The sequence below is a fragment of the Cellulomonas sp. KRMCY2 genome, assembly GCF_000526515.1.
GTDB lineage: Bacteria > Actinomycetota > Actinomycetes > Actinomycetales > Cellulomonadaceae > Actinotalea.
Genome location: NZ_JAGF01000001.1, coordinates 1,591,007 through 1,613,536, shown reverse-complemented (window position 1 = coordinate 1,613,536; position 22,530 = coordinate 1,591,007). Strand labels below are relative to the sequence as shown.

18 protein-coding genes and 1 tRNA gene are annotated in these 22,530 nt (G+C 71.9%); 4 read left to right on the top strand and 15 right to left on the bottom strand.

Annotated elements, in window-relative coordinates; all coding sequences use genetic code 11:
- Nucleotides 1-2 precede the first annotated feature (2 nt).
- From K415_RS0107795 to K415_RS0107775, 5 genes are read right to left on the bottom strand one after another with little or no spacing between them, the layout of a single operon-like run.
- Nucleotides 3-1,823 (bottom strand): alpha-glucosidase, encoded by a 1,821-nt coding sequence (locus K415_RS0107795; RefSeq protein ID WP_024286513.1) that lies wholly within the window; start codon nucleotides 1,821-1,823, stop codon nucleotides 3-5.
- On the bottom strand, nucleotides 1,820-3,517 hold the full coding sequence (locus tag K415_RS0107790; RefSeq protein WP_155859397.1) for a glycoside hydrolase family 66 protein: 1,698 nt from the start codon (nucleotides 3,515-3,517) through the stop codon (nucleotides 1,820-1,822). The genes K415_RS0107795 and K415_RS0107790 overlap by 4 nt, the downstream gene beginning before the upstream one ends.
- The gene (locus tag K415_RS0107785; RefSeq protein ID WP_034661125.1) at nucleotides 3,514-4,356 is read right to left on the bottom strand and encodes a carbohydrate ABC transporter permease; all 843 of its coding nucleotides are present in this window, start codon (nucleotides 4,354-4,356) and stop codon (nucleotides 3,514-3,516) included. Before K415_RS0107785 ends, K415_RS0107790 begins: the two co-directional genes overlap by 4 nt.
- Entirely contained in the window at nucleotides 4,353-5,309 is a 957-nt protein-coding gene (locus K415_RS0107780; protein WP_024286510.1) for a carbohydrate ABC transporter permease, read from the bottom strand. Before K415_RS0107780 ends, K415_RS0107785 begins: the two co-directional genes overlap by 4 nt.
- A 4-nt stretch (nucleotides 5,310-5,313) precedes the next feature.
- Nucleotides 5,314-6,609: an extracellular solute-binding protein gene (locus K415_RS0107775; protein WP_024286509.1), complete on the bottom strand. Its 1,296-nt coding sequence runs from the start codon at nucleotides 6,607-6,609 to the stop codon at nucleotides 5,314-5,316.
- A 199-nt stretch (nucleotides 6,610-6,808) separates the two neighbouring features.
- Here K415_RS0107775 and K415_RS0107770 point away from each other — a divergent pair, with 199 nt between their 5' ends.
- Nucleotides 6,809-7,966 (top strand): ROK family transcriptional regulator, encoded by a 1,158-nt coding sequence (locus K415_RS0107770; protein ID WP_024286508.1) that lies wholly within the window; start codon nucleotides 6,809-6,811, stop codon nucleotides 7,964-7,966.
- A 73-nt stretch (nucleotides 7,967-8,039) separates the two neighbouring features.
- On the opposite strand, the gene mnhG is transcribed toward K415_RS0107770, so the two are convergent.
- Genes mnhG through K415_RS0107740 form a run of 6 tightly spaced genes read right to left on the bottom strand, consistent with a single transcriptional unit; the run spans nucleotide 8,040 to nucleotide 14,574 of the window.
- Nucleotides 8,040-8,426, bottom strand: a complete 387-nt coding sequence (mnhG, locus tag K415_RS0107765; RefSeq protein ID WP_024286507.1) for a monovalent cation/H(+) antiporter subunit G — start codon at nucleotides 8,424-8,426, stop codon at nucleotides 8,040-8,042.
- Nucleotides 8,423-8,815, bottom strand: a complete 393-nt coding sequence (locus K415_RS0107760) for a monovalent cation/H+ antiporter complex subunit F (RefSeq protein ID WP_024286506.1) — start codon at nucleotides 8,813-8,815, stop codon at nucleotides 8,423-8,425. Before K415_RS0107760 ends, mnhG begins: the two co-directional genes overlap by 4 nt.
- Nucleotides 8,812-9,405, bottom strand: coding sequence for a Na+/H+ antiporter subunit E (locus tag K415_RS0107755; RefSeq protein ID WP_024286505.1), 594 nt, complete (start codon nucleotides 9,403-9,405; stop codon nucleotides 8,812-8,814). The genes K415_RS0107760 and K415_RS0107755 overlap by 4 nt, the downstream gene beginning before the upstream one ends.
- Complete coding sequence (locus K415_RS0107750; RefSeq protein ID WP_369795202.1) at nucleotides 9,402-10,976, bottom strand: Na+/H+ antiporter subunit D; 1,575 nt, start codon at nucleotides 10,974-10,976, stop codon at nucleotides 9,402-9,404. The genes K415_RS0107755 and K415_RS0107750 overlap by 4 nt, the downstream gene beginning before the upstream one ends.
- Nucleotides 10,973-11,503 (bottom strand): Na(+)/H(+) antiporter subunit C, encoded by a 531-nt coding sequence (locus tag K415_RS0107745; RefSeq protein WP_024286503.1) that lies wholly within the window; start codon nucleotides 11,501-11,503, stop codon nucleotides 10,973-10,975. The genes K415_RS0107750 and K415_RS0107745 overlap by 4 nt, the downstream gene beginning before the upstream one ends.
- Nucleotides 11,500-14,574 carry a Na+/H+ antiporter subunit A gene (locus K415_RS0107740; protein WP_024286502.1) on the bottom strand — a complete coding sequence of 1,025 codons (3,075 nt, stop codon included), beginning with the start codon at nucleotides 14,572-14,574 and terminating at the stop codon, nucleotides 11,500-11,502. The genes K415_RS0107745 and K415_RS0107740 overlap by 4 nt, the downstream gene beginning before the upstream one ends.
- Nucleotides 14,575-14,701: 127 nt before the next feature.
- Here K415_RS0107740 and K415_RS0107735 point away from each other — a divergent pair, with 127 nt between their 5' ends.
- Entirely contained in the window at nucleotides 14,702-17,089 is a 2,388-nt protein-coding gene (locus K415_RS0107735; protein ID WP_029663364.1) for a (Fe-S)-binding protein, read from the top strand.
- Between the two features lie 114 nt (nucleotides 17,090-17,203).
- Here the strand turns inward: K415_RS0107735 and K415_RS0107730 are convergent, their stop codons facing one another.
- The 4 genes from K415_RS0107730 to K415_RS0107715 all read right to left on the bottom strand — a co-directional run bounded on the left by K415_RS0107730 (nucleotide 17,204) and on the right by K415_RS0107715 (nucleotide 21,151).
- Nucleotides 17,204-18,283, bottom strand: coding sequence for a hypothetical protein (locus K415_RS0107730; RefSeq protein ID WP_024286500.1), 1,080 nt, complete (start codon nucleotides 18,281-18,283; stop codon nucleotides 17,204-17,206).
- Between the two features lie 394 nt (nucleotides 18,284-18,677).
- On the bottom strand, nucleotides 18,678-19,253 hold the full coding sequence (gene dcd / locus K415_RS0107725) for a dCTP deaminase (RefSeq protein WP_024286499.1): 576 nt from the start codon (nucleotides 19,251-19,253) through the stop codon (nucleotides 18,678-18,680).
- Nucleotides 19,254-19,315: 62 nt separating this feature from the next.
- Nucleotides 19,316-20,053, bottom strand: coding sequence for an SDR family oxidoreductase (locus K415_RS0107720; RefSeq protein WP_024286498.1), 738 nt, complete (start codon nucleotides 20,051-20,053; stop codon nucleotides 19,316-19,318).
- A gap of 69 nt (nucleotides 20,054-20,122) precedes the next feature.
- A complete protein-coding gene (locus K415_RS0107715) occupies nucleotides 20,123-21,151 on the bottom strand; it encodes a pirin family protein (protein ID WP_024286497.1) in 1,029 nt (342 codons plus the stop codon).
- Between the two features lie 106 nt (nucleotides 21,152-21,257).
- Here K415_RS0107715 and K415_RS0107710 point away from each other — a divergent pair, with 106 nt between their 5' ends.
- A complete protein-coding gene (locus K415_RS0107710) occupies nucleotides 21,258-21,590 on the top strand; it encodes a GNAT family N-acetyltransferase (protein ID WP_024286496.1) in 333 nt (110 codons plus the stop codon).
- An 813-nt stretch (nucleotides 21,591-22,403) separates the two neighbouring features.
- Nucleotides 22,404-22,477: transfer RNA gene (locus tag K415_RS0107705), tRNA-Gly, on the top strand.
- The last annotated feature ends 53 nt before the right edge of the window (nucleotides 22,478-22,530 follow it).

The window sequence follows — 22,530 nt, the reverse complement described above, 5'->3', positions numbered from 1 at the left end:
CACTAGCGCCAGGCTGCTGCACCTGCGCCGTGCGTCCGCCGCAGGACGACTGCCTCCCAGGGCCGCAACGCCAGGTGTGACGGGCCGAGCCAGACCGGGTCGCCGGTGCCCGCGTCGTCGCTCTGCTGGTTGGTCAGCACGACCTCCGCACCAGGCCAGGACCCGGCTCGTCCACCGACCCGCGCTGCGTCGCCGACCACTTCGTCGTCGCCGACCTCTTCGCCGAACGTCGCGGTCTGCGGCACCCCGGACAGGTTGGCGACCACCAGGAGCTCGGTCCGGTGCCACCGCCTGAGGAAGGCGAAGATCGCGGCATCGTCGGGCAGCAGCATCTCGAAGCGACCGTCCACCACTGCCGGCTCCGCGTGCCGGAGCGCGACGAGCGCGCGGTAGTGCTCGTAGATCGAGCCCTTGACCCCGCGCTCGGCGGCGACGCTCACCTCACGACCGTCGGCGCCGACCGGCGTCCACGGCGGCGTCGTCGAGAGCCCTGACGTCGGGCCTTCGTCCCACGGGAAGGGCGCCCTGGCGTTGTCCCTGCTCATCCTGCGCAACGCGTCGAGCACCGCGGCCGGGGGCTCGCCGCGCAGCGTCGCCGACCGGTAGTGGTTGATCGACTCGATGTCCTCGAAGTCGTCCACCGAGGAGAACGTGCGGTTGCGCATGCCGATCTCCTCGCCCTGGTAGACGAACGGCGTCCCCCGCTGGAGGTGGAGCACCGTCGCGAGCGCAGTCGCGGACTCCCGCCAGTACGCGCCGTCGTCACCGAACCGTGACACCGGGCGCGGCTGGTCGTGGTTGCACCAGTACAGGCTGTTCCAGCCGCAGTCGGCCAGGCCGTCCTGCCAGCGCCGGAAGCTCGCCTTGAGCGCCCGGATGTCGAGCGGCTGGACGTCCCACTTGCCGCCCGGGCCGTGGTCGACCCCCATGTGATCGAACTGGAAGACCATGTCCAGCTCGCCGCGGGCCGGGTCGGTGTAGAGCCGCGCCTGGTCGACCGTCACCCCCGGGGTCTCGCCGACGATCACGAACGGCAGGTCGTCACGGCCTGCCAGCACCTCCCGCCGCATCTCCTGGAGGAACTCGTGGATCCGCGGGCCGTGGCCGTAGGAGGCGAAGCCGTCACCGCTGACCTCACCGGGCCGGACCGGACCGTCGGGGAGCGCGGGGTCCTTCGAGAGCAGGTTCACGACGTCCATCCGGAAGCCGTCGACCCCGCGGTCGACCCACCACCGCATCATGTCGTAGATGGCACGTCTGACCTGCGGGTTCTCCCAGTTCAGGTCCGGCTGACGCGGCGAGAAGAGGTGCAGGTAGTACTCGCGGGACGCGGCGTCGGCGGTCCAGGTCGGACCCGAGAAGAACGACGTCCAGTTGGTCGGCTCCGCGCCGGGCTCCCCGAAGGCGGCTCCGGGGCGTGGCCGTCGCCACCAGTACCAGTCGCGCTTGGGGCTGTCCGCACCCGACGCCGACTCGACGAACCACGGATGCTGGTCCGACGTGTGGTTGACGACCATGTCCAGGACCAGCCGGATGCCGCGCCCGTGCGCCTGCGCCACGAGCTCGTCGAAGTCGTCCAGCGTGCCGAACACCGGGGCGATGCTCTGGTAGTCGCTGATGTCGTAGCCGTTGTCGGCCTGCGGCGAGGCGTACACCGGCGAGAGCCACAGGACGTCGACGCCGAGGTCGTCGAGATGGTCGAGGTGGTCGATCACGCCACGCAGGTCGCCGACGCCGTCCCCGTCGGAGTCGGCGAAGCTGCGCGGGTAGACCTGGTAGACGACCGCCGAGCGCCACCAGGCCGCTGTCTCGGGCCGGCTCACGGGTGGGCCCCGGCGGGGCCGTCGTCGATCACGACGACCTGCCAGACGGTCGGAGCCGGCAGCGCGGCGACGGCGTGGTCACCGTCGAGCGTGACCGGGACCTCGACCAGACGCGGGTTCGTGCTCGGATCGGCCACCCGGACCCGGGGGCGACCCGGCCCGGTGCGGCGAACCCGCAGCGTCCCGGGCCCGGTCTCGCCGACCGGCAGGCGAGGAGCGTCCCAGAGCGTGTCCCGCTGGCCGACCAGGTTGACGAGGTGGAGCACGAGCGCGTCCCCGACCCGGGTGGCCCGACGCCACACGGCCCCGGGGATCGCGTCACCGGTCACCCGATCGTGCCCGTAGGCCACGTCGGCGTCGTCGTTGTACGCGCCGGCGTAGGACCCCGTCACCTCGACCACCGACGGGTCGAGCAGCAGGGCGTCGTGCTCGACGAGGAAGTCGTACCAGCGCCGGAGCATCGCCGCGGTGGATGCCGCCATCCGGTGGTTGCGGACGTAGTACGGGTCGACGAGGACACGATCGCCGTCACCGGCGAGCAGCTGGGTCGCACCGTGCGAGAACAGCGTCGCCATGGTGAACGCGGTTGCGAGGTCCGCCTCGGCGACCGGCGCGGTGTCGTAGACGTGCTGGTACGCGGCGATCACGACCGGCTTCCCGCCGCCTGCGGACCGGGCTCGTCCGACCACGTGCCCCAGCGACCCGAGCGTCACGTGCGGTTCCCACACCTCGATGTAGACCGCGTCCTGAGGGCTGGCGCCGGTGCGCCAGGTGGGGAAGTCGTTGACGTTGTTGAAGACGAGATGGCTCTCGGGGAGCCGTTCGCGGACGGCCTGGACGAGCGTCACGAACGAGTCGGCGACGTCCACGACGACGCCGTCGGCACGCAGGGCGCGCTGCGGGTAGCCGTACTGGTCCAGGTGGAACCCGTCGAGGCCGACCGCGTCCACCGCTGCCGCGAGATCGGCCGTGAAGTGGTCGAGCCACGCGGGTTCGGCCGGGTCGACGAGCGACAGGAAGTCACCGAGCCCGTAGGGCGGCCCGCTCGGGGTGAGCAGCGCCGCGTGCTCCCACCGGGACCACTCCGCGCGACCGACGCCGTACACGGCCGCATAGCCGAGTGCCCGTGAGCCGGCCGCCTTGATCGCGCCGACCAGTCGTCGCACCGTGTCGAGCGAGACGGGACGGTCGAGCGCGTCGGTGTAGACCTCGCCCCCGCCCACCAGGTCGGCGTGACGATAGGCCCAGTCGTACAGCTGGATGCCCGTGAGGTGCAGGCGCCGCACCATGTCGGCGACGGCCTCGGCGTCGCGACCCGGGGCGTAGTCGGCGACGAAGCCGTAGCGCAGCCGTGCCCGGACGTCGTCCGCGACCTCGATCGCGGTGCGCGCCACCGGGGGTGCGTGGACGCCGCCCGCTGCCACGGTGAGCTCGACCCCGTGCCCGCCCACGGGCAGCAGGCCGAGGTCGACGACGCCGGACCCAGGCACGCGGGTCGACGCGCCACGCTCACCGAGCGTCCAGACCGTCAGGCTGCCGTCACCGGTGAACCCGCGCACCTCGATCCGGACCGGATCGGCCGAGGCGTAGGTGGCCCGCGTCGGCAGCAGCTCGACGACCGGCTCGTCGGCGACTCGGCCCGCATCGATGCTGCTCGACGACTCGATGCTGCTCGACGACTCGGTCATGGTCATCCCTTCACGGCTCCGCTGGTCAGGCCCTGCACGAAGTACCTCTGGAAGATCAGGAACACCAGGATCACCGGGAGGACAGCGACGACCGACGCCGCGAAGACGAGCCCCCACTGGGTGGCGTTCTGCCCCTGGAACAGCTGGATGGCGAGCGGGAGCGTGCGCTTGCCCGGGTCGTTGATGATCGTCAGCGCCCAGGCGAACTCGTCCCAGGTGGCCAGGAACGTGAAGATCGTGGTGGTCGCCAGGGCGGGCGTCGACAGCGGGAGGACGAGCCGCCAGTACCGGGTCCAGGCGTTGGCGCCGTCGACCTGCATCGCATCCTCGAGCTCGGCCGGGATCGACGCGAAGAACCCGCGCAGCAGGAACGTGTTGAGCGAGATGGATGCCGCGACGTAGAAGACGATCAGGCCCTGCAGCGAGTCGATGAGCGCGAGCTGCTTGGCCAGGATGAACTGCGGGATGATCAACATCATCGCGGGGACCATCAGGCCCAACAGGACCAGGCGGAAGAGGACCTCGCGCCCCGGGAACCGGAACCGGGCGAACGCGTAGGCCATCATCGAGCTCAGCAGGACCGAGATCACCGTGGCGGTGGTCGACACGACGACCGAGTTCCTGAAGTACGCGGCGAAGCTCTGGGTGGTCAGGACCTGGACGTAGTTGTCGACCGTCGCCGGGTCCGGGACGAACTGCGGCGGGATCGCCAGCACGTACGCCTGGCTCTTGAACGAGGTCGACACCATGTAGACGAAGGGCGTCAGCATGATCGCGGCGCCGACCGTCAGCAGGACGTGACGCAGCACGGCGGCCATCGGGCGCGTGCGGTGCAGGGTGCTCATCTCTCGTCCTCGCCACCGCTCTTGAACAGTCGCATCTGGACGAGCGACAGGACGAACACGACCACGGTGAGCAGCACGGCGATCGCCGAGCCGTAGCCGAAGTCCAGGTTGGTGAACGCCTGCCGGTACATGTAGGTGAGCAGCACCTCGGTCTGGCCACCCGGGCCGCCGGCAGTCATGAGGAGCACCGACGTGAAGACGTTGAACCCGCCGATGACGAGCATCACGACGACGAACGCGAGCGCGGGCCTGATCGCCGGCAGGGTCACCACCCGGAACCGCTGCCACCGGTTGGCGCCGTCCATCACGGCCGCCTCCTCGAGGGACTTCGGGACGCCCTGCAGTGCAGCGAGGAAGATCATCATCGACCAGCCGATGCCCTTCCAGACGCCGAGCGCGCAGATCGCGATCAGCGCCGTCCACCGGCTCGAGAGCCACGACGTCGACCCGTCGCCGAGGTGCAGCAGGTCGCCGCTCACGTAGTTGATGAGGCCGTTGTCCGCGAACAGGTACTTGAACAGGAGCGAGACGACGACCCAGCTCGTCACGACCGGCAGGTAGAAGAGCACGCGGTACACGGGCTGCGCCGGACTCTTCGCCTTGAGGAGCATCGCGATCAGCAGGCCGATGACGATCTGCGGCGGGACCGACAGGGCCATGTAGAACCCGCTGTTCGCGAGGCCGCGCCAGAACGTGGGGTCGGCCATCGCGCGCGAGTAGTTGTCGAGGCCGATGAACGTGCTGGTGGCCCCCGCGAGCACCTTCCAGTCGTACAGGCTCATCTGGAAGGCCCGCATCATCGGGTAGACGATCAAGCCGCAGAACAGCACCAGGGCCGGCGCGAGGAAGAGATAGGGCGTGACGTGGATCGCACGTCGTGGCCGCCGCACCGTGCGTGCGACGGAGACGGACTCCGTCGCACGCACGGCTACCGACTGGGTCCTGTCGAGCATGAAATCAGCTGCTCGCCAGCAGTGCGTCGATCTGCTCGGCCGCGCGGGTCAGCGCGACCTGCACCGTCGTCGAGCCGTCGAACGCGGGGGTCAGCTCGGTCGACAGGATCGTGTCCACCTCGGAGGACTGGGGGATCGCGAGCCGGGGCTTCGCGGTCGCGAGCTGGGTCGCGAAGGGCTCGTAGAACGGGTCCGCCTGTGCCGCAGCGGAACCGGCCGACTCGACCACGGGCATCTGGCCGACCTGCGCCATCGCGAGCTGGAACTCGTCGCTCTGGGTGAACCTGACGAACTCGGCGGCGGCGTCCTGGTTCGACGAGCTCGCCGGGATCACGATGTCCTCGCCACCGACGACGGACACGGAGCCGCCGTCACCGGCCGGGACCGGCGCGTAGATCGGCGTGAAGTCGGGGTACTGACCGGTCCAGATGTCCCGCATCCAGGGGCCGTCGAGGATCGTCGCGTACTGCGTCGAGGGCAGGCCGTCGGACGTCGACGTCGCACCCGAGTTGCCGGTGATGAGGTTCGGGATCGCGTCGGCCTGGTAGAGGTCGACGAGCATCTGGACCGCCGCGACGCTCGCCGCGCTGTCCAGGTAGCCGGACGACGTCGTCAGTCCCTCGTCAGTGATCTCGCCGCCGCCGGACCAGATCCACGGCAGGACGTTCCAGCCCTGGAGCCCCGAGTCGGCGAACAGGGCGATGCCCGTGCCCTCGAGGTTCGCTGCCATCGTCTCGAGCTCGTCGAAGGTCGCCGGCGACGCGCTCATGCCTGCGGCGTCCAGGGCCGCCTGGCTCGTCACCAGGACGCGGGTGTTGGTGTCGAGCGGGAGGCCGTAGTAGTGCCCGTCCCAGGCGTTGGTCGCCAGCGAGCCCGGGTAGGTGGCGTCGGCCAACGTCGTGAAGTCGTCCATCGTCTCGTCGAGCGAGGCCAGGACGCCGAGCGACGCGAACTGCGGCACCCAGCCGATGTCGACGCGGGCGAGGTCGGGCAGCTCGCCCGCGGCCGCGCCGGTCGTGAGCTTCTGCTTGAGGGAGTCGTACGGGATGTCGACGTACTCGACGGTGATCCCCGGGTGGGAGGCCTCGAACGACGGGATCAACGTGTCGTTCAGGACGTCCGTCTGGGCGGTGTTGCCACCGTTGCCGTAGGTGCCCCACATGGTGAGGGCCACCGGGTCGGTGCCGGCGGTGGCACCGGCGGCGTCCTCCGTGGGCGTCGATCCCGAGCAACCGGTGAGGGTCAGGGCTGCTGCCGCGACGACAGCCGTCACGGTCAGGGCGGTCAAGGAGCGCTTCATTGCGGAACTCCGTTCCTGGAAGGTGTCCGGCATGCAGCGCGATCGGAAGGGTCGTCCAATGCCGTCGAACTGTTTCTACCGCAAAAGCAATTAGCCGTCAAGAGCCGCCTTCCGGCGATCGGTGGGCCGTCGTTGCTTCTTGACCTGAAGTAACCCTCGTGACATCCTGACGGCACATCGACGAGGAGGGCCCGCCCCCGTGCACGTGACGCCACCACCCTGGCCGCCGAAGAGCGGGGCCCCTCGCGCCGTCGCGCTCGAGATCCTGCGCTTCGGCCCCCTCTCACGATCCGAGGTCGCCCGGCGGCTCGACCTCTCCCAGGGCTCGCTCACAAGGCTCAGCGGCCCCCTCCTCGCGTCCGGGCTCCTGGTCGAGGCGGACGAGCAGCCCACCGGCCGGGTCGGCAGGGGCTCGCGCCCGCTCGACGTCGTCGCCGAGTCGCACCACTTCGTCGGCATCAAGCTCACTGGTGAACGGGCGTTCGGGGTCGCGACGAACCTACGCTCCGAGGTCGCCGCGGAGGCCGACGCCCCGTTGACGTCCCGTGCCCCGGCGGCGGTGGCGGACACGCTCGCCGCCCTGACGCGCGAGCTCGCCGATGCCGTCCCGTCGGTCACGGCCCTCGGCATCGGGCTCGGGGGTCTCGTCCTGGACTCGACCACCGTCGCGCGGGCGCCGTTCCTCGACTGGGTCGACGTCCCGCTCGGAGACCTCGTGGAGGCGCGGACCGGACTGCCCACCGTCGTCGGGAACGACCTCACCGCCCTCGCCGAGTTCGAGCACTGGTTCGGCGCCGGTCGCGGCCTCGACCGGTTCGCGATCGTGACCCTCGGCGCGGCAGTCGGCTACGGGACTGTCATCCACGACCGGATCGTGCTCGGCCCCGACTCGGGCGTGGGCCTCGTCGGCCACTGGCCGCTGGACCCGCTCGGCCCGCTGTGCCCCGACGGGCACCGCGGCTGTGCGCAGAGCATCCTGACGATGCCGTCGATCACGCGACTCCTCTCGGAGGCGCTCGGCCGACCCGTCGACTACGACACCTGCCTCGACCTGGCCGAGGCCGGCGATCCCGCTGCGCGGACGATCATCGACCAGGGTGGGCACGGGCTCGGCCGGCTGATCGCCGCGGTCGCCAACCTGACCCTCGCCGAGCGGGTCCTGATCGGCGGCGAAGGCGCCCGTCTCGCCGAGGTCGCGGCCGACGCGGTCCGGGACGGGATCAGCCAGGACCGCGACCGGCGCGCGTCACCGGTGGACACCGTGGTGCACCTCGCCGACACCCGTAAGTGGTGTCGTGGGGCCGCCGTGCTGGCGATCCAGACGTATGTGCTCGGCATGGGCGCCGCCGACTTCTGACGCCGCCGCACGAGGATCACCCGCCGCCACGCGTCGGGCCCACGCGTCGGGCCCACGCGGCCGCGGGCCGGGGCTACCGGTCCGACGCGTCAGGGGGTGCGGCCGGGGAGGCGGCGGCCTCGAGGTCGCGGGTGAGCTCGTCGACCACGAGCAGCTCCCGGCGCACCTTCCCGGTGCGGTACCCGGCCCGCGCGACCATGTGCGCGGCCACCGGTGAGGTGACCATCTGGAAGAGCGCGACGAGGACCAGCATCCAGACGATCGGTCCGTTGCGCAGCCGCAGCCCGAGGCCCGCCAGCATCAGCAGGAGGCCGAGCACCTGCGGCTTGGCCGCGGCATGCATCCGGGCGAGCAGGTCGGGGAACCGCACCACACCGACACCCGCGGCGAAGGACAGGAACGAGCCGCCCAGCAGGCACACCGCGGCGAGCACGTCGGCGATCGTGTCGAGCACCGTCATGTCCTGACCTCCCCCTGGGCTCCCCCACCGTGGTGCTCGTCGTCGGTCGCAGCCCGCTCGGCGTCCTCGGTGGCGATCCGCTCGGCCTCGAGCGCTGCGATCTCCTCGCGGCTCAGGATGCGGCCCTCACCCTCGGGCTCGACCGAGGCGAAGCGCGCGATCGTGACCGACCCGATGAAACCGACCAACGCGAGCACCACCAGGATCGGCACCGTGTCGATCCGGCGGGACCACGCCGCCTCGAGCGCGATCGCCCCGACGATGGTGCTCGTCAGGATGTCGAGCGCGAGCGTGCGGTCGAGCATGCTGGGGCCCTTCTCGGCCCGGACGAGGGCCAGGACCGCGGCGGCCGCCAGCAGCCCGGCGCAGACCGTCACCACGATGCTCACCGCACCACCCCCCGGTCGCCGCGCGGGACGCCGGCTCCCCGTGGGTTCCGGGTCAGGCCGGCCTCGGCCAGCTCGGCGTCCGAGGCCAGGGCCCGCAGGACCCGCGACTCGGTGTCCAGGACGTGCTGCCGGGCCGCGTCGATCCCGCCCGCGGTCCCGACGTCGAGCACGTGCACGTAGAGCATCCCGGTGATCCGGTGCGCCTCGACGATGACCGAGCCCGGGACCAGCGTGCAGAGCTCCGCGGTCAGGGTCAGGTACAGGTCCGAGTGGCTGCGCAGCTGCACCGCGACCACGGCGCTGTGCGGGACGCGGCCCGGGATCAGCGCCTGGGCCGCGACCTGGGCGCTCGCCACGACGATGTCGACGACGAAGCGGTAGGCGAGGTAGAGCAGGGACAGCGGGTGCACCCGACCGTGGAAGTCCACCGAGGGCATCCGGAACACCCGGCCGACGACCACCCCGACCGTCGCCCCGGCCAGCACGTTGGCCACGCTCAGGTCGCCCCAGAGCAGGACCCAGACGGCTGTCATCCACAGGGTTGCGGCGACCTGGAACCGGAAGCCGCGGCGGCGCGGGTGCAGGCTCATGGGTTGTCCCCCGCCCCGGCGTCCTCGGCGACGTCATCCGACAGACCGGCGCCACGGCCGCCGTCGGGCAGCACCGCGGAGATGTACTGGCCGGGGTCGCGCAACGTCGCCGCAGCCCGCTCGGTGAAGCTCATCAGCGGCCCGGCCAGCACGGTCAGCGCCAGGCCGAAGCCGACCAGGGCGGCAGCCGGGCCGACCATCCCGCGGGGGAGCCGCATCGGCGCCGGCTCGTCGGGCGCCGTCTGCCAGAACGCCTTGTTCCAGGCCTTGACGATCGCGTAGAGGGTCAGCAGCGAGGTCACGACGGCGCCGCCGACCAGGGCGTAGGACAACGGCGTGCCCTGCGCGACGCCGGCCTGCAGCAGCCCGGCCTTGCCGAGGAAGCCGGACAGCGGCGGGATGCCGGCCAGGTTCATCGCCGGGACGAAGAACAGGATGGCCAGGACCGGCGCGATCTTCGCCAGCCCGCCGAGCTTGTCGAGCGACGTCGAGCCACCCCGGCGCTCGATCAGACCCACGACCAGGAACAGGGCGGTCTGCACGGTGATGTGGTGGGTGACGTAGAAGACCGCCGCCGCGAGGCCCGCCTCGCTCGACAGGGCGATGCCGAAGATCATGTAGCCGATGTGGCTCACCAGCGTGAAGGAGACGAGCCGCTTGATGTCGTTCTGGGCGACCGCGCCGAGGACCCCGACGAGCATGGTGGCGAGCGCCGCCCACATCAGCAGGTCGTCCAGCCGGCCATCGGGGAACAGCAGGGTCTGGGTGCGGATGATCGCGTACACGCCGACCTTGGTCAACAAGCCGGCGAACACCGCCGTCACCGGCGCGGGAGCCGTCGGGTAGGAGTCGGGCAGCCACGCCGAGAGCGGGAAGATCGCCGCCTTGATCCCGAAGGCGAGCAGCAGGAGGAGCTGCAGGACGAGCTGGATGCCGGGATCGACGTCGGGCAGCCGCTCGCCCAGCTGGGCCAGGTTGACCGTCCCGGTCGCGGAGTACACCAGGGCGATCGCCAGCAGGAAGATCACCGACGACAGGAGCGAGACGACGACGTAGATCGTGCCGGCCCGGATCCGCTCACCCGTGCCACCGAGGGTGATCAGCACGTACGACGCCGCGAGCAGGATCTCGAAGCCGACGTAGAGGTTGAACAGGTCACCGGACAGGAAGGCGTTCGAGACGCCGGCCGTCAGGATGAGGTACGTCGGGTGGAAGATCGCGATCGGGGTCTCGGCGTCGCCGTCCTCGACACCCTGGGCGATCGAGTAGATGAGCACGCAGAGGGTCACCGCCGACGAGACGGTGAGCATCAGCGTCGAGAGCCGGTCGGCGACGAGGTCGATGCCGACGGGAGCGGCCCACCCGCCGACGTCCAGGACCAGCGGACCGGAGTCCGCCGCGATGAGCAGGGTCACCGAGGAGATCAGGACCAGGGAGAGGGCGACGACGCTGATCACGCCCTGGGCCCGGCCGTGCCGCCACAGCGCCAGGGCCAGCCCGGCGGCGAACAGCGGGAGCACGACGGGCAGCGGGACGACCCAGGACAGGTCGCTCAGGTCGACGACGTTCACCGGGCGTCACCGCCGGTGGCGGGGGCCGAGGCGTCGGCCGGTGTGTCGGCCGGGACGGGCGGCTCGTCGTCGGATCCGGTCTCGTCCCGCACCTCCGCCGCGTCCTCGTCGAGGTTGGTGGCGCCGACCGCGTCGGAGTCCTCGAAGGCGGCAAGGTCGGCTGCGGCGCGGCGGGCGATCCGGCGGTCCTCGAGGTCGTCCTGGACCTCGTCGTGCCCGTTGAGCTGCCACGAGCGGTACGCCATCGCGAGCAGGAACGCCGTCATGCCGAGGGTGATCACGATCGCGGTCAGCACCATCGCCTGCGGCAGCGGGTCGCTCATCTGCCCCTCGGGCGTCTGGCCGATGATCGGCGCCCCACCGGCCGCGCCGCCGGCCACGAGGAAGAGCAGGTTGACCCCGTTCCCCAGGATGATCACGCCGAGCAGCACCCGGGACAGGCTGCGCTCGAGCAGCAGGTACACACCGGCCGTGACGAGCACGACGACCACCGCGACCAGGACGAGGTTCGGGCTGGTGTCGATCATCGGTCGACACCTCCGTCGAGCGCCCCCGCAGGCGGGACGGCGGGCGGGACGGCGGGCGGGACGGCGACGAGCTCGCCGCCCTCGTCGCGCAGCCCGGTCTCCTCGCCCTGCCGGTCGATCTCCGCACCGAGGCTGCGCAGGATGTCCAGGACGAGTCCGATCACGACCAGGAACACCCCGATGTCGAAGAAGAGCGAGGTGACGAGCTTGACCTGACCGAGCACCGGGACCGCGAGCTCGATGATCACGCTCTGCAGCACCGAACCACCCGCGAGGAGCGCGACCAGCCCGACGCCGGCCGACAGGAACAGACCAGAGCCGAGGAGCAGACCCGGGTGCACCGGCGCGGCCTCGCCGAGCTCGTACCGTCCACCGGCCAGGTACCGGACGATCAGCGCGATCCCCACCACGAGACCTGCTGCGAAGCCGCCGCCCGGGGCGTTGTGCCCGGCGAACAGCAGGAAGACCGCGAACAGGATCATCGAGTGGAAGAGCAGCCGGGTGGCGATCTCGAAGATCACCGAACGCCGCTGGGGTGCGAGCGTGCGCCCGCCGCTGAGCCACTCGCGCTGCCGGCCCCCCTCCCGCCCGACGACGCCGCCCGACCCGGCGGCCGGCCCGGCGGTCGGCCCGGTCGGTGTCGCGCCGGCCACCGCGCCGGCGAGCCGACGACGCAGCGCCGCCATCGGGTCCGGCGCCTGGCCCCAGACGGAGCTCTCGGGCGCACCGGCGTCCCGGGTGCGCAGGATCTCACCGCTGCGGCGCCGCAGGAAGATCAGCGAGGCGACGCCCGTCGCGGCGACCAGCAGCACCGAGATCTCGCCCATCGTGTCCCAGGCGCGGATGTCGACGAGCGTGACGTTGACGATGTTCTTGCCGCCGCCGAACGTGTACGCCTCCTCGGGGAAGTCGACCGAGATCGGCACGGCGGTCCGCGTCCCGGGCACGACGAGCGCCAGCCCGCCGACGGTCAGACCGACCGCGAGGCCGACGGCGAGCCGCACCCACCGGCTCGCGGCCAGGGGGCGCACCGAGAAGTACGGCGGCAGGCGGCGCAGCACGAGCACAAAGACGATCAAGGTGATCGTCTCGACGAGCACCTGGGTGAGCGCGAGGTCCGGGGCGCCGTGCAGCAGGAAGAGGGCAGCCACGCCGTACCCGCTGATCCCGGCCAGGATCACCGCCTTGAGCCGACGGCGGGACCGCGCGGCCAGGAACGCCGCGGTCGCCGCGAGCCCCCCGGCGACGAGCTGCGCCGGGGTGTCCCACAGCCGGACCTCGTCCGGGCCGGGGAGCGTCGTGCCGGCCATCAGCGCACCGCCGGCCAGCGCGACCAGGACCAGCAGGATCGTGCCGAGGTACAGCGGCAGCGAACCGCGCTGGGTGTACGCCGTGACGTCGGCGGCCACGTCGTCCAGCCTGCGCATGGCGCGGCGGTAGACCATGTCGGCGTCCAGCGGGACGCTGAACCGGCGCTGGAGCCGCTCGACCCGGGCCCGCCAGACGAACAGCAGCACACCGCCCGTCAGGATCAGGACCGTCAGACCGAACGCGGGGGTCAGCCCGGCCCACAAGGTCAGGTGACCGGCATCGCCGGGGTAGGTGTCGGCGTGCGGGGCGAGCAGGCGCTCGCCCAGGTGCGGCACCAGGGCGGCACCGAGCCCGAGAACGGCGAGGATGCCGGCCGGCCACACCAGGAGCAGCGAGGGCCGGGTGATCGGGTGCGGCTCGACCGGCTCGCCGTCGATCATCTGCGCACCGGCGGGCAGCCGGGGCTTGACCCCGAACGCCCCCCACCAGAACCGCAGCCCGTAGCCGACCGTCAGGGCGGAGCCCACGACCATCGCCACGAGCACGACCACGCCCGCGAGGCTGTCGGTGTCGCGCCAGAAGGCCTCGAGGGCCGCCTCCTTGGCCACGAAGCCGGCGAACGGCGGCAGGCCGATCATCGAGGCGGTCGCGAGCGCGGCGACGGTCGCGGTGACCGGCAGCGCCCGGCCGACGCCGGTCAGCCGGCGCAGGTCACGGGTACCGGTGGCGGCGTCCACCACACCGACGGTCAGGAACAGCGCCGCCTTGAACATCGCGTGCGCACCGAGCATGGCCAGGCCCGCCAGCGCCGCGGTCCTGGTGCCGAGCCCGACGAGGAGGATGAGCAGCCCGAGCTGGCTCACGGTGCCGAAGGCGAGCACGAGCTTGAGGTCGTACTGCCGCAGCGCGCGGTAGCCACCGTGCACGAGGGTCCAGGAGCCGAGCGCGATCACGATCACGCGCCACGCCCCCAGCTCGCCGAAGCCCGGCGCGAACCGGGCGACCAGGTACACCCCGGCCTTGACCATGGCGGCCGCGTGCAGGTACGCCGAGACCGGCGTCGGCGCCGCCATCGCCGCCGGCAGCCAGAAGTGCACCGGGACCAGGGCGGACTTGGTCGCGGCGCCGGCCAGCACGAGCACGACGGCGACGGTCACGGACGTGCCGGACGGCGGTTCGGCGATCACGTCGGACATCCGGTACGTGCCTGCGGCCGACCCGATCAGCACGATGCCGACCAGCATCGCCAGACCGCCTGCCGTCGTCACGATGATCGCCTGCATGGCCGCCCGCCGGGAGGCCTTGCGGTCGGCGTAGTGCCCGATCAGCAGGTAGGAGGTGACGGTGGTCAGCTCCCAGAAGACGTAGAGCAGCAGCATGTCGTCGGTCGTGACCAGGCCGAGCATCGATCCGGCGAACGCGACGAGCACCCCACCGAACCTGCCGAGGCCGCCGGCGCGGGCCGAGAAGTACGCCGAGGAGTAGACGAGCACGAGGGCGCCGACCCCGGCGACGAGCAGCACCATGAGCCACGACAGCGTGTCCAGGTGGAAGGCCAGGGACATCCCCAGCTGGGGCACCCACTCGACGACCTCGACCGGGCCGTTGCCGGCCATCACCTCGCTGGTCCAGCTCAGCGCCCACACCAGGGCCGCCGCCGGCGCGAGTGCCAGGACGAGGAAGGCGCGGCGACCGAGCCGGGAGACGAGCGCGGGCGCGCAGGCGGCCACCACGAGGTGGGCGACGAGCAGCAGCGTCACGTCCGCTCCGTCCGTGTCGAGGGCGGTGGTCGGTCCGTCGGTCCACATCGGCGCCGCGAGGGACGGGGCCGAGTCTATCGGCGGTCCGACCGGTCCCGACCCGGGGCGGAGCGGCTACCGTGACCGCGTGCAGCCGCTGCAGATCGTCGCCCTCGTCCTTGCCGTCGTCGCGAGCGTCGTCGGGGTGTCCGTCTTCGCCCTCGGGGTGCGCGCCATCGTCCGGACCGTCGCCGTCGGCGGCCCCGCGCCGGACCGCCGGACGCACCCGGCACGACGCACCTGGCTGGCGCTGCTGCTGCTCCTCGGCCACGGTCGGTTCCAGCACCGGCCGTTCGTCAAGGTCGCGCACTGGTCCGTGATGGTGAGCTTCCCGGTCCTGTTCCTGACCCTGATCACCGGCTACGGCCAGATCGTCGACCCGCGGTACTCGCTGCCTCTGGTCGGGCACTGGGCGCCGCTCGAGTGGGCGACCGAGGTGCTCGCCTGGACCTCGCTGGCCGGGATCATCCTGCTGATCGTCGTCCGCCAGCGTCACCACCCCCGGCGGGGCGAGGCCGCGGCCGCTCGGCCGTCCGCCGTGCTGGACACCCCGGCCGGCCGTGCCGGACCACCCGGCGCCCGGTCCTCGCGGTTCTTCGGGTCCAACGCCGGCCAGGCGTACTTCGTCGAGGCGATCGTCGGTGGCGTCGTGCTGGCGGTCGTCGTGCTGCGCGGGCTCGAGTACGCGCTGGCGGCACAGAGCCGGCCGATCTCCGGTCAGTCCGCCACGATCGCCACCTGGGTGCACTTCCCGCTCACCGCGTGGCTCGGCGAGTGGTTCGCGACGTGGTCGCCGACCACTGTCGAGACCGCCGTCGTCGTGACGGCCCTCGTCAAGATCCTGACGTCGATGACCTGGATGGTCGTCGTCGGGCGTCGGCCCGCGATGGGGGTGTCCTGGCACCGGTTCCTCGCCGTGGTCAACGTGTGGGCGCGGCGCGAGGTCGACGGCTCGCCCGCCCTCGGCCCGGTGCCCCCGGTGCGGGCCGCGGGCAAGGTCGTCGACTTCGAAGCCCTCGACGACCTGCCGGAGGACGCCCGCCTCGGCGTCGGGCGGATCGAGGACTTCACCTGGAAGGGGCTGCTGGACTTCTCGACCTGCACCGAGTGCGGTCGGTGCCAGGAGCAGTGCCCCGCCTGGAACACGGGCAAGGCGCTGTCCCCCAAGCTCATGGTCATGGCGCTGCGCGACCACGCCTACGCGAGCGCTCCCTACCTGGTCGCCGCCCCGAACGCCTCGACCGCCCCCGCCGGCCACACCACCACCACGGGCCACGTCCCGCTCCGCAACCCCGCCTCGTCGTCCTCGGCGTCGTCCTCGGCGTCCGACCCGCAGCTCCTCGCGGGCGGCCGCGGGTCGGACACCTCGCACGGCGGGGTGGACGCGTTGTCGTTGGTGGGTGGTGTCGTCGATCGGCAGGCGCTGTGGGACTGCACGATGTGCGGCGCGTGCGTGCAGCAGTGCCCGGTGGACATCGAGCACGTCGACCACATCCTCGACCTGCGCCGCAACCAGGTCCTGATGGAGTCGGCGTTCCCCGACGAGCTGGGCCCGATGTTCACCAAGCTCGAGAAGCAGGCCAACCCGTGGGGGCTGCCGGCCCGCCAGCGGCTGGACTGGGCCAAGGGCCTGCCGTTCCCGGTGCCGGTGGTCGGCGCCGACGTCGAGGACGCCTCGACGGTGGACTACCTGTTCTGGGTCGGCTGCGCCGGGGCGTACGAGGATCGCGCCAAGCGGACGACGCGTGCCGTCGCCGAGCTGCTGAACATCGCCGGGGTGAGCTTCGCCGTGCTGGGCGACGGCGAGTCGTGCACCGGCGACCCCGCCCGCCGGGCCGGCAACGAGTTCCTCTTCCAGACCCTCGCCCAGGCCAACATCGAGGTGCTCACCGAGGCCAAGGTGCAGCGCATCGTCGTGACCTGCGCGCACTGCTTCAACACCCTCAGCCGGGAGTACCCGCAGATCGGCGGCCGGTTCGACGTCGTGCACCACACCGAGCTGCTCGATCGGCTGGTCGGCGAGGGGCGCCTCACACCGACCGCGGGCCCGGCCGGCGACGGTGCGGCATCGGGGGCCCCGGGCGCGACGGTGACCTACCACGACCCGTGCTACCTGGGCCGGCACAACCAGATCTACACGCCCCCGCGCGAGCTCATCGGGGCGCTGCCCGGCGTGACGCTCACCGAGATGCCCCGGACCAAGGAGCGGTCCTTCTGCTGCGGCGGCGGCGGCGCGCGGGTGTGGATGGAGGAGACGACCGGGACCCGGATCGGCACCGACCGCGCGGCCGAGGCCATCGCGACCGGCGCGCAGACCATCGCCACCGCATGCCCGTTCTGCACGATCATGCTGACCGACGGCGTGGCTGCGAGCAGCTCCGCCACGGGCGACCTCGCGGGCGCAGCCGCACCGGTCCAGGTCGTCGACGTCGCCCAGCTCCTGCTCGACTCGGTGCGGCCGGCCCCATCAGCCTGACCGACCCTCCCCACAGCCCCGTCGAGCGCCCGAGGGCCGAGGCGGCCAGACAGGACGCTCGGGGGAGCAGCGAGCGACCGAGTCAGCGGTCGACCAGGTCAGAGGTCCAGCGGGTCAGAGGTCGAGCGGGTCGACGACGAAGTCCATCGCGTCGGTGATCTCGCCGTGCACGGCCTTGTGGATCGCCCGCGCGACCGCGATCACCAGGGGCGTCGCGCGGCCCCGTGCCACGCGGTGCGACAACGAGGGCCGCTCGGACTCCATGTCCTCCAGGTCCGCGGGCTCCCAGCGCACGCGATAGGCCACAGCGCCCTGGGCGGCCCACGGCACCGCGGCGATCACCGGCGGCAGTCGCGTCTCGCCACTGACCTCGACAGCCAGCATCCCGTCCAGGTCCAGGTCCGCGAGCGCCCCGTAGGCGCGCATCGGCGGCGGTGAGGTGAGGTTGGAGATGTCGTGATCGTCGGCGGCGGCGTGCAGGGCCCGACGTCGGGCCGGGTCCATGGCCTCCGTCCCCGGGACCGGTCGTTCGCCGGTGCCCTGCGGTGGGCCGTTCCACCGCCCGCTCGGCAGGTTCAGGTAGGCACGCGGGACGGCCTGTCGGATGACCGCCAGTGCGGCCTCGGGCTCGAGCCAGATGTCGGTCCACACGGTCAGGTCGACGGCGGCCGCCGGGTCCGGGACGAGGAGCGCACCGGCGACACCCGCCCGCGGCGGAGCCGCTCTGACCGCCCCGCCCAGCCGGCGGGCCGCGGCGACGAGCCACGCGACGGTGCGCTCCTCGTCGCGCACCGGCAGCCCGTCGGGGAACGCTCGGCGCAGTCCGTCCCGGTCCCCGCCGGTCGGCCACGGTCGCTCACCGCGCTCGACCGTCGCGTGCACGACGTACGCGATCCCGGCCGACATGGGCAGACCGAGGGCGGTGGCCGTCGTCCGATCGATGGTGAACGGTCCGTGCAGGGTGCTGTGCCGGGACAGTCGCAGGATCCCGGCAGGCGACACCGGCACGCGGGGGCCCCGGGCGCCACCGCCGGTGCGGGCCGAGGCCGCCGTCGGCTCCACCTCCCAGGCTGCCCGGGGGAACCGGCTCACGGCGAGGGTCTCGAGCTCGTCCGGGCCGACGTCGGCCGGCAGGACGAGCAGGTGGCGACGTGTGGCGTCGTCGGAGCTCGGGTCGAGTGGTGGTAGGGCCATGCCCCGAGCCTAGGTCGACCGTGTTGCCGACATGCGTCGGCACGGTCGCCCACCCCCGGCATCGCCCGAGTGGAGCGTTCGGCGCTCGAGTGGAGCGTTCCGCGCTGGAGTGGAGCGTTCGGTACCTCGTGTGGAGCGTTCGACGCTCGAGTGGAGCGCTAGACACCCGTGCGGAGCGTTCGGTACCTCGTGTGGACCGTTCGACGCTCGAGTGGAGCGTTCGGTACCGGACACGCCCGGTGTGTCGCGCGGTTCGCTCCACACGAGCGCGGTTCGCTCCACACGAGCGCGGTTCGCTCCACACGAGCACGGTTCGCTCCACACGAACGCTCGACGAACACGAACACGAGTGCGGTTCGCTCGACGCGAGCGCGGAACGCTCCGCTCGCGCCGGTCAGACGCGGGTGCGGTGGAAGTTCTGGAACGAGCGGGACGCCGTCGGGCCACGCTGGCCCTGGTAGCGCGAACCGGTGGCGGACGAGCCGTACGGGTGCTCGGACGGTGAGGACAACCGGAAGAAGCACATCTGGCCGATCTTCATCCCGGGCCAGAGCATGATCGGCAGCGTCGCGACGTTGGACAGCTCGAGGGTCACGTGCCCGGTGAATCCGGGGTCGATGAAGCCGGCCGTGGAGTGCGTCAGCAGGCCGAGCCTGCCGAGCGACGACTTGCCCTCGAGACGCGCCGCGACGTCGTCGGGCAGGGTCACCGCCTCGTACGTCGAGCCGAGGACGAACTCACCGGGGTGCAGGACGAGCGACTCGTCGCCCTCGACCTCGACCAGGCGGGTCAGGTCCGGCTGGTCGACGGCCGGGTCGATCACCGGGTACTTGTGGTTGTCGAACAGCCGGAAGTACCGGTCCAGCCGGACGTCGATGCTGGACGGTTGGATCATCGCCGGGTCGTACGGGTCCAGCAGGATCCGCTGGGAGTCGAGCTCGGCACGGATGTCACGGTCGGAGAGCAGCACGGCCACACGCTAGCGGGTGCGTGGCGTGGCGGCATGGTGCCGCTCACGCCACGCTCCACACCTCAGGGCAGGTCGTGCGCCATGCTCCAGATGCTCCACAGCGTGCTGCGCATGCGGCGCGGCTGCTTCAGGCAGGTCAGCACCTGGAACGCGATGTCCTCCGGCTGGAGGAACGCCTCGAGGACGGGGTCGCCCTCGGTGCGGCCGGCCCCGATCGCGAACTCGGTCGTCACACCGGCCGGGCACAGGGCCGTGACCCGGATGCCCTCGCGGCGCAGCTCGCGGTCCAGCGCGCCGGCGAGGCCCATCTGACCGTGCTTGGTCGCCGCGTATACGGCCTCGTTGCTGTCGCCGCGCATGCCCGCGACGCTGGCGACGATGATGATGTCGCCGCCGCCGTTGCGGCGGAGCTCCGGGACTGCCGCCCGGACCGACCACACGGTGCCGGCGAGGTTGACGTCGAGCATCCGCTCGAGGTCGTCGTCCTCGGCGTCCATGATCGCGCCGTACATGCCGATGCCGGCGTTGGCGACCAGGGTGTCGAGGTGGCCGAAGCGCGCGACGGCTGCCGCGACCAGCGCGCGGTTCTGCTCCGGGTCACGGACGTCGGTCTGCACGGCCAGGGCGTGGTCGGGGCCGATCTGCTCGACGAGCTCGTCCAGCCGCTCGGTCCGGCGCGCTGCGAGCACGACGTTCGCGCCGGCTTCGGCGAGCATCAGGGCGGTCGCACGGCCGATTCCCGCGCTCGCCCCGGTGATCGCGACGACCGTTCCGGTCAGGTCATTCGTCTCGTATGCCACGCCGCACCTCCAGCTGTTCGGTCCCCCGCACGCTCAGCCTAGGTCCAGACGGAGGGTGATTGTGACCGGTCACTCCCGCGGGATGAGCCGGATCCCTGGAAGCCCGGGCGCAGGCAGCGGGTCGAGCCCCGGCACGATGCCGAACCGCGACCGCGTCACCGCTGCCCCGGCGGGGCCGGCGCCGATCTCCGCCTGCCACTGCGACCGCGCAGCCACCACCTCGTCGTGGGACCGCCCGATGAAGTTCCACCACATGACGATCTGCTGGCCCAGCGGCAGCCCGCCGATCAGGAGCAGCCGAACACCAGGACCGCCGACAACGCCGCCCGCCTGCAGCGTGACCTGGCCGCGGCCGGTCGGCAGGTAGACAAGCTCTCCGGGTGCCCCCTGCCGACCGTCGACGGAGACGGCCCCCGCGTCGACCAGGACGCCGTGCTCGAAGGCAGGGTCGACGTCGAGCCGCAGCAGCGCTCCGGCGCTCAGCAGGATCTCCGCACCGACCAGCGGGGAGTAGGTACGCACCGGCGACGTCGACCCGCCGAGCGACCCGAGGAACACCCGGAGCTCGGCGTCGGGCAGGTGGACGACGGGCGGGACGTGGTGCTCGAAGGCCGGCGCCGTGTCACGGTCCGGCTCGGGCAGGGCGGTCCACAGCTGCACGCCGTGCAACACGGTCGTCGCGGGTGTCGAGACCTCGGAGTGACTGATGCCGTACCCCGCGGTCATCAGGTTGAGCTCGCCGGGGCGGACCATCGCGTGCGTGCCGAGGCTGTCGCGGTGCTCGATCTCGCCGCTGAACAGCCAGCTCACCGTCTGCAGCCCGGTGTGCGGGTGGGGGGCGACGGACATCCCGCCCGTGACCGTGACGTCGTCGGGCCCGTAGTGGTCGCAGAAGCACCAGGCGCCGATGAACGAGCGGCCACGCTGGGGCAGGGTGCGACGCACCGTCATCGCGCGCAGGCCGCCGAGCGGGACGTCGCGCGCGCTCAGCACCTGCGCGGGTCCGGGACCGGCCGCGACCTCCGCCACGCCATCGGGTGCGCGCGCCGGGCGGCCGTCGCAGACCAGCTCGGGCGGAACCGTCTCGAGGTTGGTCATCGGCCCCTCCGATCTGCGTGCACGGCACCCCAGCACCCCGACGCTACCGAGGTGCACGCCGGAGGGCGCGGCCTAGGGTGGGTGCAGCCCGAAGGAGGTGACTGCCGTGAGCGGATCCGCCCAGGAGCCGGTCGCCGCGGCCGGCGGCCCCGAGGTCCGACGGGACGACGCGCGGTCCCGGTACGAGATCGTCGTCGGCGGCGTGGTCGCGGGGTTCAGCGCCTACCGCGCGGGCCCGCAGGACGGTGATCCGATGGTCTTCCTGCACACGGAGGTCGACGACGCCCACAGCGGACAGGGACTCGGCACGCTCCTGGCGCGCGGGGCGCTCGACGACGTCCGGCTGCGCGGCCGGCGGATCGTCCCGCTGTGCCCGTTCATCGCGGCGTTCATCCGCCGGCACCCCGAGTACCAGGAGCTCGTCGAGAGCTGGGCCTGAGCAGCGCCGCGGGGGTCGCCGGGCCGATCCGGGTCGCCGGGCCGATCCGGGTCGCCGGCACGATCCGGGTCGCCGGCACGATCCGGGTCGCCGGCACGATCCGGGTCGCCGGCACGATCCGGGTCGCCGGCACGATCCGTCCCGAGACGCACGAAAGCCCCTCGGAGTAAGCGTCCGAGGGGCCTCGTGCGATCGACGAGCGCCAGGTCCAGTTGCCCGGACCCGACTGCTCCGCTCTGGCGATGCGGCCGAAGGTGCTGCGCGGTCTCCCGCGAAGGGACGATCGGTGACGATCAGCCTTCCGGTCCGTTCGGACGCCTGCGACGCCATCCGCAGCTCTCCGGGTCTCCCCTTCGAGGTGGTCCACCGTTCTCCGGTCAGCCCCAGCAGCTCAGGCCCGCCATCCCGTCCGAGTCTCCATAGGCGGTTCCTCCCAGGTCTCCCCGGTCGGATCCTCCCGGGGTTCCCCGGTGGGTACGTCCCAGGTTTCCCTGGTCGGTGCGGCGGTCCGTCCTTGCCGATGACGTAGTTGTAGTCCTGGTCGAGAACCGCCCGCAAGCAGTTCGACAAGGCACTTTCTGGGAGCTTGGTGTGCACAGCGTCGTCCACAGCCCCTGCCGCACGATCCTGCCCTCGACACACAAGCCTGTGGACAGAATATGTGCATGATCACGAGATGCTTGGGCCACGATCCGACCCGGCGGCCGGCCGACCGGCGTCCCGCGCAGGCGCGCAGTCGCTCGTGGGACACGCTTCGGCCACGGCGTCGTGGATGGGTATGATCGTCGCGCGTGCCTGGGAGACCAGGCGCTCGCGGGTGTAGTTCAGTGGCAGAACTTCAGCTTCCCAAGCTGATAGCGCGGGTTCGATTCCCGTCACCCGCTCCAGTATTTTCGCAGGCCAGGGCGTTGTAGCGGCTCTGTCCGACCTCCCTGAGACC

Excerpts from the sequence above, each read along its gene's own strand:
- K415_RS0107790 (WP_155859397.1), bottom strand. The coding sequence starts at position 3,517 with ATGACCATGACCGAGTCGTCGAGCAGCATCGAGTCGTCGAGCAGCATC.
- K415_RS0107785 (WP_034661125.1), bottom strand. The coding sequence starts at position 4,356 with ATGAGCACCCTGCACCGCACGCGCCCGATGGCCGCCGTGCTGCGTCAC.
- K415_RS0107780 (WP_024286510.1), bottom strand. The coding sequence starts at position 5,309 with ATGCTCGACAGGACCCAGTCGGTAGCCGTGCGTGCGACGGAGTCCGTC.
- K415_RS0107775 (WP_024286509.1), bottom strand. The coding sequence starts at position 6,609 with ATGAAGCGCTCCTTGACCGCCCTGACCGTGACGGCTGTCGTCGCGGCA.
- mnhG (WP_024286507.1), bottom strand. The coding sequence starts at position 8,426 with ATGACGGTGCTCGACACGATCGCCGACGTGCTCGCCGCGGTGTGCCTG.
- K415_RS0107755 (WP_024286505.1), bottom strand. The coding sequence starts at position 9,405 with ATGAGCCTGCACCCGCGCCGCCGCGGCTTCCGGTTCCAGGTCGCCGCA.
- K415_RS0107745 (WP_024286503.1), bottom strand. The coding sequence starts at position 11,503 with ATGATCGACACCAGCCCGAACCTCGTCCTGGTCGCGGTGGTCGTCGTG.
- K415_RS0107730 (WP_024286500.1), bottom strand. The coding sequence starts at position 18,283 with ATGGCCCTACCACCACTCGACCCGAGCTCCGACGACGCCACACGTCGC.
- K415_RS0107715 (WP_024286497.1), bottom strand. The coding sequence starts at position 21,151 with ATGACCAACCTCGAGACGGTTCCGCCCGAGCTGGTCTGCGACGGCCGC.